Raw genomic sequence first — 15501 nt, 5'->3', positions numbered from 1 at the left:
TTAAATAAGCGTAACTTATGGGAATGTTAAAAAATCGCCTCAAGTAACACCAAAGGTGTAGGTCGGATAAGATGCGCAAGTATCGCATCCGACATTATTGCGGCACTGGAGTTTGGCAACAGTGCCGGATGCGGCGCGAGCGCCTTATCCGGCCTACGTTTTAATGCCAGCAAAAATGGTGAATCACCTGGGTGATCAGTTCGCGGGTGGGCTTGATAAACCTCGTCTCCAGATATTCATCAGGCTGATGGGCTTGATTGATTGAACCCGGCCCCAGAACCAGCGTCGGGCATAACGTTTGAATAAACGGCGCTTCGGTACAGTAATTCACCACTTCGGTCTTTGCTCCGAGCAATTTCTCAACCACTTCAACCAGTTGATGATTTGGCGGGCATTCATAGCCAGGGATCGGCGGATGCAGCTCGTCGACCGTCAGACGACCCGGCCAGCGTTCGCTCACCGGAGCCAATGCATCGTTGAGCAAACCATTAAGTTCATTGAGTGTCATGCCAGGCAGCGGACGAATATCCATATGCAACTCACAGCAAGCGCAAATACGGTTAGACGCGTCGCCACCGTGAATATGCCCGAGGTTGAGCGTAGGGTATGGCACGGTAAACGCGTTGTAGTGATAACGTTCTTTCAGGTTATCGCGCAATTGCAAAATATGCCCGATGGCGTCGTGCATTAGTTCGATAGCGTTAACTCCGCGTGCTGGATCGCTGGAGTGCCCCGACTGGCCCTGAATACGGATGGCGTTAGAGATATGACCTTTATGTGCGCGTACCGGTTGTAGTGACGTCGGTTCGCCAATGATGGCGCAATCCGGGCGCAGGGCAGTAGTTTCGGCAAAATAACGCGCTCCGGCCATACTGGTTTCTTCATCTGCAGTCGCCAGAATGTAGAGCGGTTTTTTCAGTTTCGTGACGTCGACATCGCGTAGCGCATCAAGGATAAACGCAAAAAAGCCTTTCATGTCGGCGGTGCCTAAGCCGTAAAGCTTGCCGTCATGCTCCGTCAGTGTAAACGGATCGCGCGTCCAGCGACCGTCATCAAATGGTACCGTATCGGTATGCCCCGCCAGCAACAAGCCGCCAGCCCCCTGTCCGGTACTTGCCAGCATATTAAATTTGTTGCGAGTTCCTGGCACAGGCTGCACTTCCACATTGAAGCCTAAATCTTTAAACCAGTCCGCCAGCAGAGTGATTAAATCTGCATTGCTTTGATCGAGTGCCTCTTCCGTGGCGCTTATTGAAGGTGTGGCAATCAGAGCACGGTAAATCTCGAGAAATGGCGGTAATTTGTTTTTCATTGTTGACACACCTCTGGTCATGATAGTATCAATATTCATGCGGTATTTATGAATAAAAATACACTAACGTTGAGCGTAATAAAACCCACCAGCCGTAAGGTGAATGTTTTACGTTTAACCTGGCAACCAGACATAAGAAGGTGAATAGCCCCGATGTTGAATACGCTGATTGTGGGTGCCAGCGGCTACGCTGGCGCAGAGCTAGTGACCTATGTAAATCGCCATCCGCATATGAACATAACCGCTTTGACTGTTTCAGCGCAAAGCAATGATGCGGGAAAGTTAATCTCCGATTTGCATCCGCAGCTAAAAGGCATCGTTGAGCTGCCGTTGCAGCCGATGTCGGATATCAGCGAGTTTAGCCCAGGGGTGGACGTGGTGTTTCTCGCCACCGCCCATGAAGTTAGCCACGATTTAGCGCCGCAGTTTCTTGAAGCGGGCTGCGTGGTGTTCGACCTTTCCGGCGCGTTTCGTGTTAACGACGCCACCTTCTATGAAAAATATTACGGCTTTACCCATCAATACCCGGAACTGCTGGAACAGGCAGCCTACGGTCTGGCGGAGTGGAGCGGTAATAAATTAAAAGAAGCGAATTTGATTGCGGTGCCAGGCTGTTATCCGACGGCGGCACAGCTGGCGCTGAAACCGTTGATTGATGCCGATCTTCTTGACCTCAATCAGTGGCCGGTGATCAACGCCACCAGCGGCGTGAGCGGTGCAGGACGTAAGGCAGCGATTTCAAATAGTTTTTGTGAAGTTAGCCTGCAACCGTATGGCGTCTTTACTCATCGCCATCAACCAGAGATCGCCACACACCTCGGTGCTGACGTTATCTTCACCCCACATCTGGGCAATTTCCCGCGCGGCATTCTCGAAACCATTACCTGCCGCCTGAAATCGGGTGTGACCCAGGCGCAAGTCGCGCAAGTGTTACAGCAGGCGTATGCCCATAAACCGCTGGTGCGGCTGTATGACAAAGGCGTTCCGGCGCTGAAAAATGTCGTTGGGCTGCCATTTTGCGATATCGGGTTTGCCGTTCAGGGCGAGCATTTGATTATTGTGGCGACCGAAGACAACTTACTGAAAGGCGCGGCGGCACAAGCGGTACAGTGCGCCAATATTCGTTTCGGCTATGCGGAAACGCAGTCTCTTATTTAAGGGTGCAATGATGAATCCATTAATTATCAAACTGGGTGGCGTACTGCTGGATAGTGAAGAGGCGCTGGAGCGTCTGTTTAGCGCACTGGTGAATTATCGTGAGTCACATCAGCGTCCGCTGGTGATTGTCCACGGCGGCGGTTGCGTGGTGGATGAGCTGATGAAAGGGCTGAATCTGCCGGTGAAAAAGAAAAATGGCCTGCGGGTGACGCCTGCGGATCAGATAGACATTATCACTGGAGCACTGGCGGGAACGGCAAATAAAACCCTGCTGGCATGGGCGAAGAAACATCAGATTGCGGCCGTAGGTTTGTTTCTCGGCGATGGCGACAGCGTAAAAGTGACCCAGCTTGATGAAGAGTTAGGCCATGTTGGACTGGCGCAGCCAGGTTCGCCTAAACTTATCAATACATTGCTGGAAAACGGTTATCTGCCGGTGGTCAGCTCCATTGGCGTAACGGACGAAGGGCAACTGATGAACGTCAATGCTGATCAGGCAGCGACGGCGCTGGCGGCAACGCTGGGCGCGGATCTGATTTTGCTCTCTGATGTCAGCGGCATTCTCGACGGCAAAGGGCAACGTATTGCCGAAATGACCGCCGCGAAAGCAGAACAACTGATTGAGCAGGGCATTATTACTGACGGCATGATTGTGAAAGTGAACGCGGCGCTGGATGCTGCGCGCACGCTGGGCCGCCCTGTGGATATCGCCTCCTGGCGTCATGCGGAGCAGCTTCCGGCACTGTTTAACGGTATGCCGATGGGTACGCGGATTTTAGCTTAAGTTTTGTTAGCCGGAGGCGTAGCTTTCCGGCATTGAATTCAAAATAAGGAAACAGAGTTATGGCACTTTGGGGCGGGCGTTTTACCCAGGCAGCAGATCAACGGTTCAAACAATTTAACGACTCACTGCGCTTTGATTACCGTCTGGCGGAGCAGGATATTGTTGGCTCTGTGGCCTGGTCCAAAGCCCTGGTAACGGTAGGCGTGTTAACCGCAGAAGAACAGGCGCAACTGGAAGAGGCGCTGAACGTGCTGCTGGAAGATGTTCGCGCCAGGCCACAACAAATCCTTGAAAGCGACGCCGAAGATATCCATAGCTGGGTGGAAGGGAAACTGATCGACAAAGTGGGGCAGTTAGGCAAAAAGCTGCATACCGGGCGTAGCCGTAATGACCAGGTCGCGACTGACCTGAAACTGTGGTGCAAGGATACCGTTGGCGAGTTGCTGACGGCTAACCGCCAGTTGCAATCGGCGCTGGTAGAAACCGCGCAGAATAATCAGGACGCGGTGATGCCGGGCTATACCCACCTGCAACGTGCCCAGCCGGTGACATTCGCGCACTGGTGTCTGGCCTATGTTGAGATGCTGGCGCGTGATGAAAGCCGCTTGCAGGATGCGCTTAAGCGTCTGGATGTCAGCCCGTTAGGCTGTGGCGCGCTGGCGGGAACGGCCTATGAAATCGACCGTGAACAGTTAGCTGGCTGGCTGGGCTTTGCTTCGGCGACCCGTAACAGTCTCGACAGCGTTTCTGACCGCGACCACGTGCTGGAACTGCTTTCTGCTGCCGCTATCGGCATGGTGCATCTGTCGCGTTTTGCTGAAGATCTGATCTTCTTTAACACCGGCGAAGCAGGGTTTGTCGAGCTTTCTGACCGCGTGACTTCCGGTTCATCATTAATGCCGCAGAAGAAAAACCCGGATGCGCTGGAGCTGATTCGCGGTAAATGCGGTCGGGTGCAGGGCGCGTTAACCGGCATGATGATGACGCTGAAAGGTTTGCCGCTGGCTTACAACAAAGATATGCAGGAAGACAAAGAAGGCCTGTTCGACGCGCTCGACACCTGGCTGGACTGCCTGCATATGGCGGCGCTGGTGCTGGACGGCATTCAGGTGAAACGTCCGCGTTGCCAGGAAGCGGCGCAGCAGGGGTATGCGAACGCCACTGAACTGGCGGATTACCTGGTGGCGAAAGGCGTGCCGTTCCGCGAGGCGCACCATATCGTGGGTGAAGCGGTGGTGGAAGCTATTCGTCAGGGCAAACCGCTGGAAGAGTTGCCGCTGACTGAGTTACAGAAATTCAGCCAGGTGATTGGCGAAGATGTCTATCCGATTCTGTCGCTGCAATCGTGCCTCGACAAGCGTGCGGCAAAAGGCGGCGTCTCACCGCAGCAGGTGGCGCAGGCAATTGCTTTTGCGCAGGCGCGGTTGGGGTAAGAACATTTATATGTATAAATTTGAGCCTGGCTTATCGCCGGGCTTTTTTATGGCAAAAAAAAGCGGATCCTGGAGATCCGCAAAAGTTCACGTTGGCTTTAGTTATTCGAGTTGAGAAACTCTCGAAACGGGCAGTGACTTCAAGGGTTAAAAGAGGTGCCGCTCCGTTTCTGTGAGCAATTATCAGTCAGAATGCTTGATAGGGATAATCGTTCGTTGCTATGCTACCTATCGCCGCGAACTATCGTGGCAATGGAGGATGGATAATGAATATTCGTGATCTTGAGTACCTGGTGGCATTGGCCGAACACCGCCATTTTCGGCGTGCGGCAGATTCCTGCCACGTTAGCCAGCCGACGCTTAGCGGGCAAATTCGTAAGCTGGAAGATGAGCTGGGCGTGATGTTGCTGGAGCGGACCAGCCGTAAAGTATTGTTCACCCAGGCGGGAATGCTGCTGGTGGATCAGGCGCGTACCGTGCTGCGTGAGGTGAAAGTCCTTAAAGAGATGGCAAGCCAGCAGGGCGAGACGATGTCCGGACCGCTGCATATTGGTTTGATTCCCACGGTTGGACCGTACCTGCTACCGCATATTATCCCGATGCTGCACCAGACCTTTCCAAAGCTGGAAATGTATCTGCATGAAGCACAGACCCACCAGTTACTGGCGCAACTGGACAGTGGCAAACTCGATTGCGTGATCCTCGCGCTGGTGAAAGAGAGCGAAGCATTCATTGAAGTGCCGTTGTTTGATGAGCCAATGTTGCTGGCTATCTATGAAGATCACCCGTGGGCGAACCGCGAATGTGTACCGATGGCCGACCTGGCAGGGGAAAAACTGCTGATGCTGGAAGATGGTCACTGTTTGCGCGATCAGGCAATGGGTTTCTGCTTTGAAGCCGGGGCGGATGAAGATACACACTTCCGCGCGACCAGCCTGGAGACACTGCGTAACATGGTGGCGGCAGGTAGCGGGATCACTTTACTGCCTGCGCTGGCTGTGCCGCCGGAGCGCAAACGCGATGGGGTTGTTTATTTGCCGTGTATTAAGCCGGAACCTCGCCGCACTATTGGCCTGGTTTATCGTCCTGGCTCACCGCTGCGCAGCCGCTATGAGCAGCTGGCAGAGGCCATCCGCGCAAGAATGGATGGCCATTTCGATAAAGTGTTAAAACAGGCGGTTTAAACCGTTTAACGCAGCTACCCGATAGGCTTCCGCCATCGTCGGGTAGTTAAAGGTGGTGTTGACGAAGTACTCAATAGTGTTGCCGCCACCTTTCTGTTCCATAATCGCCTGACCGATATGAATAATTTCGGCAGCGCGCTCGCCAAAGCAGTGAATGCCCAGAATCTCTTTCGTTTCCCGATGGAACAAAATTTTCAGCGTGCCCACGTTCATGCCAACGATTTGTGCGCGTGCCAGATGTTTAAACTGGGCGCGGCCCACTTCATATGGCACTTTCATCGCGGTCAGCTGCTGTTCGGTTTTGCCCACAGAGCTGATTTCCGGGATGGTGTAAATGCCGGTAGGGATATCTTCAATCAGATGCGCGGTGGCTTCGCCTTTTACCAGCGCCTGCGCGGCAATGCGCCCCTGGTCATAGGCCGCTGATGCCAGGCTCGGATAACCAATCACGTCGCCCACCGCGTAAACGTGCGGCTGTGCGGTCTGATACATGCTGTTGACCTTCAGCTGTCCGCGACTGTCAGTTTCCAGCCCAATGTTCTGTAATGCCAGCGAATCGGTATTACCGGTGCGGCCGTTGGCATAGAGCAGACAGTCGGCTTTCAGTTTTTTACCCGACTTCAGATGCATGATTACACCGTCGTCACAGCCTTCGATCTTCTCGTACTCTTCGTTGTGACGAATCACTACGCCACTGTTCCAGAAGTGATAGGAGAGAGAATCTGACATCTCTTGATCGAGAAATGCCAGCAGGCGATCGCGGGTGTTGATCAGATCCACTTTTACATCCATACCGCGGAAGATCGACGCATATTCACAGCCGATCACTCCAGCACCATAGATAAGTACATGGCGCGGTTCGTGGTGCATGCTGAGAATTGAGTCGCTGTCGTAAATGCGTGGATGGGTGAAATCAACATCTGTTGGATGATATGGACGAGAGCCGCAGGCAATAACAAATTTTTCAGCGGTTAGTGTTTCAACGCTGCCGTCCGGGCAATCCAGCGCCAACGTATGCTCGTCAACAAAGCGAGCGTTCCCCTGCAATATTTCACAGTGATTACGTTCGTAAAATCCCTGACGCATGCGCGTTTGTTGATTAATCACGTTATCGGCATGGTTAAGGATATCGGCAAAAGAAGAGCGGAGCAGTCGGGAATGGTCGCTGTATAGTGGGTTTTGATTGAATTCTATAATGCGGCTGACGGCGTGACGGAGAGCTTTCGACGGGATGGTGCCCCAGTGGGTGCAACCGCCGCCAACATTTTGATAACGCTCGATAACTGCGACGCGCGCACCTTGCTTAACCAGGCCCATTGCAGCGCCTTCGCCGCCGGGGCCGGAACCTATTACTATGGCATCGTAATCGTAGGAATGTGGCATGGTAGGGCTTACCTGTTCTTATACATAAAAGCAACAGAATGGTAACATTTTATCGCGGGTAAGCCAATTGATCCCCGTCATTAATCTGGCTATAGCGTGAGCGGCCTTTGCTTTGTCTGCCTCCTTCTTAACCCATTTATTCACTATTAATCGCTTTTTATTATGGCTGATAGTTTTATCTTGCCGAAGCGTGCTTTTTTGTTATTGTCTTTATGAAATATTCTTATAAAACAAACATATAAATATTTTATATTGATGGGTTATTTGTATTTATACCATCAATAAAATCCGTTAATTAGCCTGTTTATAAGTGAATAAAGGAATAGCCGATGATCGAACACTATATTCGAGGGTTTGAGGAAGAACTGCGTGAGATCCGCCATCAGATCCACGAAAACCCGGAGCTGGGATTACAAGAATTTAAAACCAGTGCTTTGGTTGCGGAAAAGCTGCGTCAGTGGGGCTATGAAGTAGAGCAAGGACTGGCGACGACGGGGATAGTGGCCACGTTAAAAGTGGGCGACGGAGAGAAAAGTATTGGCCTGCGGGCGGATATGGATGCGCTGCCGATTTATGAAAATAGTGGCAAGCTCTGGGCCAGTAAACATCCTGGTTTAATGCACGCCTGCGGGCATGACGGGCATACCACCATACTGCTGGGGGCCGCGCGTTATTTTGCCGAAACCCGCCGTTTTAACGGCACGTTACGTCTTATCTTCCAGCCTGCGGAAGAGATGATTAATGGCGGTGAGATCATGGTTAAAGAGGGGCTTTTTGATCATTTCCCCTGCGATGTCATTTTCGGCATGCATAACATGCCCGGTCTGCCGGTGGGTAAGTTTTATTTCCAGCCAGGGGCACTGATGGCGTCAATGGATCAGTTCCATATTACAGTTCGTGGTTGTGGCGGACACGGTGCGATCCCGCACAAAGCCATCGATCCGGTGCTGGTCGCGGCACATATCACCACCGCATTACAAAGCATTGTGTCGCGCAATGTCGATCCGCTGGAAGCGGCGGTAATTACCGTCGGCAGCATTGTTGCGGGTGAGGCGGCTAACGTCATTCCTGACAGTGCTGAGATGAAAATCAGCGTCCGCTCTCTTAGCCGCGATACCCGACAACTTCTTCTGACCCGTATTCCTGCTCTGGCACAAGCCCTGGCTGCCAGCTTTGGTGCTACGGCTGAGGTTACGCATGTTAACGGTACACCGGTATTAGTGAATGACGAGGAGATGGCGCGCTTCGCCTGGCAGGTGGCGTGTAAAACGTTTGGTGAAGAGCTGGCCGAGTTTGGCATCAAGCCTCTGATGGGCAGTGAAGATTTCTCTTTCATGCTGGAAGCCCAACCCAAAGGCGGTTTCCTGTTATTCGGTAATGGCGATGTCGGGGAAGGTTCCTGCATGGTGCATAACCCGGGTTACGACTTCAACGATGCAAGTCTGGTCCCGGCAAGCAGCTACTGGGGCGCACTGGTAGAAGCCTGGCTGCAATAAATAAAACAACACACAACAACACTTTTTGGCAAGGAACATGGAATGACGGCGATCGTAAATGAAACCGTGAGTGTGAAGAAAAAGCCCAGCGGCAGGCGGGTGATTTTTGCCTCGGCGTTTGGCAATGCGCTCGAATTGTTTGATTTTGGCGTTTACAACTTTTTTGTGGTCTATATCAGTACACTTTTCTTCCCACCCAGCGCTGATCACAATGTCGCGCTGTTACTGGCATTTGCAACGTTTGGCGTGAGTTTTTTTATGCGCCCGCTTGGTGGAATTATCGTCGGGGCCTGGGCCGATCGTTTCGGACGCAAACCCGCGATGGTGTTCACTATTGCCCTGATGAGCCTCGGCACGTTGATGATTGGCATTGCGCCGACGTATGCGACGGCGGGCTATTGGGGAACGGCAACTCTGGTACTTGCTCGTTTGATTCAGGGTGTTGCAGCAGGCGGTGAAGTTGGGGCTTCAATGTCGCTACTGGTGGAGTCAGCTCCGGCAAATCGTCGCGGTTTTTACAGCAGTTGGTCACTGGCGACTCAAGGCCTGGCAACAACTTTTGGAGGTGTTGTCGCTTTAGGTTTAAGTGCATGGCTGCCCTTTGCGACCGGTTCAGAAACCGTCATGGCTGAATGGGGCTGGCGTGTGCCGTTTTTTATTGGCGTGTTATTAGCGCCTGTCGGCTGTTGGTTGCGTTTGAGTCTGGAAAATGACGTACCTGAGCCTGTGCGCAATAAAAAAGCTGCTACCAGCGAAAGCGCGTTTTCTCTGCTCCTGCAACATAAGGCGACTATCGTTAATGGCGTTTTACTCGCTATTGGTAGCACGGTCGCAACCTATATCTCCCTCTTTTATTACGGCACCTGGGCGGCGAAGTATCTGGCGATGCCTCAACATTATTCTCATGCAGCGATGTTACTGGCGGGCGTTATTACGTTTGTGGGTGCGCTGCTTGTGGGGATGTTGTGCGATTCGGTCGGGCGTAAAAAGCTGATTTTAATCTCCCGTGTGATGGTGCTGATCTGTAGCTGGCCGTCATTCTGGCTGTTGGTGAATTACCCAAGCCCTGGCATGTTGCTGACGGTGGTTTTCGTGATGGTCAGCTTTACCACGCTTGGCGGTGTGCCAGTGATGTTGTTGATCTCTGAACTGTTGCCGAAACGGATTCGGGCATTGGGTTTTGCGCTGGTTTATAGCATTGGTGTGGCAATCTTTGGCGGTTTTGCTCAATATTTCGCTACGCAATCCATCGTGTTGCTGGATAGTTTGACGGCTCCGGCGTGGTATCTGGGTGGAGGCACGTTGCTGTCGATGTTGGCGTTGTTGTACGTAAAAGAACCGGCCAAAGAATTGCAGTAAATATGTTTTATTGCGTTACCGTTCATTCACAATACTGGAGCAATCCAGTATGTTCATTCTCTGGTATAGTGCCAGCAGTACTTTTGGCAAGGATTCAGACATCGTGATGGGCGTAAGAGCGCAACAAAAAGAAAAAACCCGCCGTTCGCTGGTGGAAGCCGCATTTAGCCAATTAAGTGCTGAACGCAGCTTCGCCAGCTTGAGTTTGCGTGAAGTGGCGCGTGAAGCGGGCATTGCTCCCACCTCTTTTTATCGGCATTTCCGCGACGTAGACGAACTGGGTCTGACCATGGTTGATGAGAGCGGTTTAATGCTACGCCAACTCATGCGCCAGGCGCGTCAGCGTATCGCCAAAGGCGGGAGTGTGATCCGCACCTCGGTCTCCACATTTATGGAGTTCATCGGTAATAATCCTAACGCCTTCCGGTTATTATTGCGGGAACGCTCCGGCACCTCCGCTGCGTTTCGTGCCGCCGTTGCGCGTGAAATTCAGCACTTCATTGCGGAACTTGCGGACTATCTGGAACTCGAAAACCATATGCCGCGTGCGTTTACTGAAGCGCAAGCCGAAGCAATGGTGACAATTGTCTTCAGTGCGGGTGCCGAGGCGTTGGACGTCGGCGTCGAACAACGTCGGCAATTAGAAGAGCGACTGGTACTGCAACTGCGAATGATTTCGAAAGGGGCTTATTACTGGTATCGCCGTGAACAAGAGAAAACCGCAATTATTCCGGGAAATGTGAAGGACGAGTAATGAAACAAGCAAATCAAGATAGAGGTACGCTGCTGCTGGCGTTGGTTGCTGGCTTATCGATTAATGGTACTTTCGCAGCGCTGTTTAGCTCCATTGTGCCATTTTCTGTATTCCCGATTATTTCCCTGGTGCTGACGGTTTACTGCCTGCATCAACGTTATCTTAATCGCACCATGCCGGTAGGCTTGCCGGGTCTGGCAGCTGCCTGTTTTATTCTCGGCGTACTGCTGTACAGCACGGTAGTTCGTGCGGAATATCCGGATATCGGCTCTAACTTCTTCCCGGCAGTACTCTCCGTCATTATGGTGTTCTGGATTGGCGCGAAGATGCGTAACCGTAAGCAGGAAGTTGCTGAGTAATCGGTATCATGCCGGATGCTGGCGCATCCGGCATGGGTTTTACTTCGCGGTCAGTAATACGCCGCACTCCATATGGTGCGTGTAGGGGAACTGATCAAACAGAGCCAGGCGTTCGACCTTGTGCGTCTGGCTTAATGTTTCCAGATTCTTGCATAACGTTTCCGGATTGCAGGAGATATACAGAATACGTGGATACGCCTGCACCATTTTCTCGGTTTCACTGTCCAGACCGCTGCGCGGTGGGTCGACAAAAATGGTTTCGCACTGATAACTCTTTAAGTCGATCCCTTGCAGGCGGTTAAACTCGCGCACGCCATTCATCGCCTGAGTAAATTCTTCTGCCGCCATACGAATAATTTGTACGTTATCAATATGGTTAGCGGCAATATTGTATTGCGCGGCAGCGACTGACGGCTTGGCGATTTCGGTGGCTAATACCCGATCAAAATTGCGCGCCAGGGCTAATGAGAAGTTACCGTTGCCGCAGTACAGCTCCAGTAAATCGCCTTTTGAGCCTTTGGTTACGTCCAGCGCCCATTCCAGCATCTGAATATTCATCGCCGCGTTCGGCTGGGTAAAGCTGTTTTCTACCTGACGGTAGATCATCTCTTTCCCTGCGACCGGCAGACGTTCGTCGATGTAATCTTGATCCAGCGCGATTTTGGTTTTCGTTGCCCGACCAATCAGATGCACATTCAGATTCTGTGCTCGCAGTGCATCGCGCAGGGCTTCCGCTTCCTGACGCCACTCATCATCCAGCTTTTTATGGTACAGCAAGGAAACCACCGCCTGATTACTCAGCGTGGTGAGGTAATCAATCTGGAACAACTTGTGGCGCAGAATGGGATTATTACGCACACCCGCAATCATCGCCGTCATCAACTGGTTGATGAGTTCACTGGCGGCGGGGAAGCTATCCACCCGGATACGGCTTTTGGTTTGTTGATCGAAAATGATGTGGTACAGGTCATCGCCATCGTGCCAGATGCGGAACTCCGCACGCATCCGGTAATGACTGACCGGCGAGCGAAACACTTCCGGAACCAGGTCAGAAAACGGTGCCATCATACTTTGCAAACGTACCACTTTTTCGGCTAACTGCGCTTCATACTGTTCTGTTGGAAGGTGTTCGGGGGTCATGATGTATCCTGAAAAATTAAAGTACGCGGCGATTGTAGGGATTGCTCATCAGATGTCCAGATCTTGATGAATTCCTATTTGTGAGCTACGTCTGGACAGTAACTTGTTACAACCTGTAGCATCCACTTGCCGGTCCTGTGAGTTAATAGGGAATCCAGTGCGAATCTGGAGCTGACGCGCAGCGGTAAGGAAAGGTGCGATGATTGCGTTATGCGGACACTGCCATTCGGTGGGAAGTCATCATCTCTTAGTATCTTAGATACCCCTCCAAGCCCGAAGACCTGCCGGCCAACGTCGCATCTGGTTCTCATCATCGCGTAATATTGATGAAACCTGCGGCATCCTTCTTCTATTGTGGATGCTTTACAATGATTAAAAAAGCTTCGCTGCTGACGGCGTGTTCTGTCACAGCCTTTTCCGCTTGGGCACAGGATACCAGCCCGGATACTCTCGTCGTTACTGCTAACCGTTTTGAACAGCCGCGCAGCACTGTGCTTGCACCAACCACCGTTGTGACGCGTCAGGATATCGACCGCTGGCAGTCGACCTCGGTTAATGATGTGCTGCGCCGTCTTCCGGGCGTCGATATCACCCAAAACGGCGGTTCAGGTCAGCTCTCATCTATTTTTATTCGCGGTACAAATGCCAGTCATGTGTTGGTGTTAATTGATGGCGTACGCCTGAATCTGGCGGGGGTGAGTGGTTCTGCCGACCTTAGCCAGTTCCCTATTGCGCTTGTCCAGCGTGTTGAATATATCCGTGGGCCGCGCTCCGCCGTTTATGGTTCCGATGCAATAGGCGGGGTGGTGAATATCATCACGACGCGCGATGAACCCGGAACGGAAATTTCAGCAGGGTGGGGAAGCAATAGTTATCAAAACTATGATGTCTCTACACAGCAACAACTGGGGGATAAGACACGAGTAACGTTGTTGGGCGATTATGCCCATACTCATGGTTATGATGTTGTTGCCTATGGTAATACCGGAACGCAAGCGCAGCCAGATAACGATGGTTTTTTAAGTAAAACGCTTTATGGCGCGCTGGAGCATAACTTTACTGATGCCTGGAGCGGCTTTGTGCGCGGCTATGGCTATGATAACCGTACCAATTATGACGCGTATTATTCTCCGGGTTCACCATTGGTCGATACCCGTAAACTCTATAGTCAAAGTTGGGACGCCGGGCTGCGATATAACGGCGAACTGATTAAATCACAACTCATTACCAGCTATAGCCATAGCAAAGATTACAACTACGATCCCCATTATGGTCGTTATGATTCGTCGGCGACGCTCGATGAGATGAAGCAATACACCGTCCAGTGGGCAAACAACATCATCATTGGCCACGGTAATGTTGGTGCGGGTGTTGACTGGCAGAAGCAGAGCACGGCACCGGGCACAGCTTATGTTAAGGATGGATATGATCAACGTAATACCGGCATCTATCTGACCGGGCTGCAACAAGTCGGCGATTTTACCTTTGAAGGCGCAGCACGCAGCGACGATAACTCACAGTTTGGTCGTCATGGAACCTGGCAAACCAGCGCCGGTTGGGAATTCATCGAAGGTTATCGCTTCATTGCTTCGTACGGGACATCTTATAAGGCACCAAATCTGGGGCAACTGTATGGCTTCTACGGAAATCCGAATCTGGACCCGGAGAAAAGCAAACAGTGGGAAGGCGCGTTTGAAGGCTTAACCGCTGGGGTGAACTGGCGTATTTCCGGATATCGTAACGATGTCAGTGACTTGATCGATTATGATGATCACACCCTGAAATATTACAACGAAGGGAAAGCGCGGATTAAGGGCGTCGAGGCGACCGCCAATTTTGATACCGGACCACTGACGCATACTGTGAGTTATGATTATGTCGATGCGCGCAATGCAATTACCGACACGCCGTTGTTACGCCGTGCTAAACAGCAGGTGAAATACCAGCTCGACTGGCAGTTGTATGACTTCGACTGGGGTATTACTTATCAGTATTTAGGCACTCGCTATGATAAGGATTACTCATCTTATCCTTATCAAACCGTTAAAATGGGCGGTGTGAGCTTGTGGGATCTTGCGGTTGCGTATCCGGTCACCTCTCACCTGACAGTTCGTGGTAAAATAGCCAACCTGTTCGACAAAGATTATGAGACAGTCTATGGCTACCAAACTGCAGGACGGGAATACACCTTGTCTGGCAGCTACACCTTCTGAACCACGTCCCACCGTGCTGGTGTTTGACTCCGGCGTCGGTGGGTTGTCGGTCTATGACGAGATCCGGCATCTCTTACCGGATCTCCATTACATTTATGCTTTCGATAACGTCGCTTTCCCGTATGGCGAAAAAAGCGAAGCGTTTATTGTTGAGCGAGTGGTGGCAATTGTCACCGCGGTGCAAGAACGTTATCCCCTTGCGCTGGCTGTGGTCGCTTGCAACACTGCCAGTACCGTTTCACTTCCTGCATTACGCGAAAAGTTCGACTTCCCGGTTGTTGGTGTCGTGCCGGCGATTAAACCTGCTGCACGTCTGACGGCAAATGGCATTGTCGGATTACTGGCAACCCGCGGAACAGTTAAACGTTCTTATACTCATGAGCTGATCGCGCGTTTCGCTAATGAATGCCAGATAGAAATGCTGGGCTCGGCAGAGATGGTTGAGTTGGCTGAAGCGAAGCTGCATGGCGAAGATGTTTCTCTGGATGCACTAAAACGTATCCTACGCCCGTGGTTAAGAATGAAAGAGCCGCCAGATACCGTTGTATTGGGTTGCACCCATTTCCCTCTACTACAAGAAGAACTGTTACAAGTGCTGCCAGAGGGAACCCGGCTGGTGGATTCTGGCGCAGCGATTGCTCGCCGAACGGCCTGGTTGTTAGAACATGAAGCCCCGGATGCAAAATCTGCCGATGCGAATATTGCCTTTTGTATGGCAATGACGCCAGAAGCTGAACAATTATTGCCCGTTTTACAGCGTTACGGCTTCGAAACGCTCGAAAAACTGGCAGTTTTAGGCTGATTTGGTTGAATGTTGCGCGGTCAGAAAATTATTTTAAATTTCCTCTTGTCAGGCCGGAATAACTCCCTATAATGCGCCACCACTGACACGGAACAACGGCAAACACGCCGCCGGGTCAGCGGGG

General features: G+C 51.8%; 13 protein-coding genes and 1 riboswitch. Of the genes, 10 read left to right on the top strand and 3 right to left on the bottom strand.

All coding sequences use genetic code 11. From position 1 onward, the window contains the following. Nucleotides 1-160: 160 nt before the first annotated feature. On the bottom strand, nt 161-1312 hold the full coding sequence (argE, locus tag ACJHW7_RS22600; RefSeq protein WP_021557396.1) for an acetylornithine deacetylase: 1152 nt from the start codon (nt 1310-1312) through the stop codon (nt 161-163). Between the two features lie 153 nt (nt 1313-1465). Here argE and argC point away from each other — a divergent pair, with 153 nt between their 5' ends. From argC to oxyR, 4 genes are all read left to right on the top strand, one after another. Next, entirely contained in the window at nt 1466-2470 is a 1005-nt protein-coding gene (gene argC, locus ACJHW7_RS22595) for an N-acetyl-gamma-glutamyl-phosphate reductase (RefSeq protein ID WP_000935391.1), read from the top strand. Between the two features lie 7 nt (nt 2471-2477). Further along, on the top strand, nt 2478-3254 hold the full coding sequence (gene argB / locus ACJHW7_RS22590; protein ID WP_001362445.1) for an acetylglutamate kinase: 777 nt from the start codon (nt 2478-2480) through the stop codon (nt 3252-3254). Nucleotides 3255-3313: 59 nt separating this feature from the next. Next, nucleotides 3314-4687, top strand: coding sequence for an argininosuccinate lyase (gene argH / locus ACJHW7_RS22585; RefSeq protein WP_021557398.1), 1374 nt, complete (start codon nt 3314-3316; stop codon nt 4685-4687). 266 nt (nt 4688-4953) lie between these two features. Continuing rightward, entirely contained in the window at nt 4954-5871 is a 918-nt protein-coding gene (gene oxyR / locus ACJHW7_RS22580; protein ID WP_001025939.1) for a DNA-binding transcriptional regulator OxyR, read from the top strand. Here oxyR and sthA read toward each other — a convergent pair. Next, nucleotides 5854-7254 carry a Si-specific NAD(P)(+) transhydrogenase gene (gene sthA, locus ACJHW7_RS22575; RefSeq protein ID WP_001120810.1) on the bottom strand — a complete coding sequence of 467 codons (1401 nt, stop codon included), beginning with the start codon at nt 7252-7254 and terminating at the stop codon, nt 5854-5856. The two genes, oxyR and sthA, sit on opposite strands and share 18 nt — an antisense overlap. Before the next feature lie 329 nt (nt 7255-7583). Here sthA and ACJHW7_RS22570 point away from each other — a divergent pair, with 329 nt between their 5' ends. The 4 genes from ACJHW7_RS22570 (at nt 7584) to ACJHW7_RS22555 (ending at nt 11222) form a co-directional block, all read left to right on the top strand. Next, nucleotides 7584-8750, top strand: coding sequence for a M20 aminoacylase family protein (locus tag ACJHW7_RS22570; RefSeq protein WP_021557399.1), 1167 nt, complete (start codon nt 7584-7586; stop codon nt 8748-8750). 42 nt (nt 8751-8792) lie between these two features. Then, entirely contained in the window at nt 8793-10109 is a 1317-nt protein-coding gene (locus ACJHW7_RS22565) for a citrate-proton symporter (RefSeq protein WP_021557400.1), read from the top strand. Nucleotides 10110-10212: 103 nt separating this feature from the next. Beyond that, nucleotides 10213-10863, top strand: coding sequence for an HTH-type transcriptional repressor FabR (gene fabR / locus ACJHW7_RS22560; RefSeq protein ID WP_001309117.1), 651 nt, complete (start codon nt 10213-10215; stop codon nt 10861-10863). Then, on the top strand, nt 10863-11222 hold the full coding sequence (locus tag ACJHW7_RS22555) for a YijD family membrane protein (protein WP_000806411.1): 360 nt from the start codon (nt 10863-10865) through the stop codon (nt 11220-11222). Before fabR ends, ACJHW7_RS22555 begins: the two co-directional genes overlap by 1 nt. A 39-nt stretch (nt 11223-11261) precedes the next feature. On the opposite strand, the gene trmA is transcribed toward ACJHW7_RS22555, so the two are convergent. Continuing rightward, a complete protein-coding gene (gene trmA, locus ACJHW7_RS22550) occupies nt 11262-12362 on the bottom strand; it encodes a tRNA (uridine(54)-C5)-methyltransferase TrmA (protein ID WP_000186999.1) in 1101 nt (366 codons plus the stop codon). A gap of 113 nt (nt 12363-12475) precedes the next feature. Then, a riboswitch (cobalamin riboswitch) is annotated at nt 12476-12666 on the top strand. 64 nt (nt 12667-12730) lie between these two features. On the opposite strand from trmA, the gene btuB reads away from it, so the two are divergent. After that, a complete protein-coding gene (gene btuB, locus ACJHW7_RS22545; protein ID WP_000591349.1) occupies nt 12731-14575 on the top strand; it encodes a TonB-dependent vitamin B12 receptor BtuB in 1845 nt (614 codons plus the stop codon). Next, nucleotides 14520-15377, top strand: coding sequence for a glutamate racemase (gene murI / locus ACJHW7_RS22540; protein ID WP_000201819.1), 858 nt, complete (start codon nt 14520-14522; stop codon nt 15375-15377). The genes btuB and murI overlap by 56 nt, the downstream gene beginning before the upstream one ends. Nucleotides 15378-15501 lie beyond the last annotated feature (124 nt).

The sequence above is a fragment of the Escherichia sp. WS1152 genome (assembly GCF_046487665.1).
Lineage (GTDB): Bacteria > Pseudomonadota > Gammaproteobacteria > Enterobacterales > Enterobacteriaceae > Escherichia > Escherichia coli.
The sequence above is the reverse complement of the archived record's forward strand: the minus strand, read 5'-3'. Positions and strand labels throughout refer to the sequence as shown.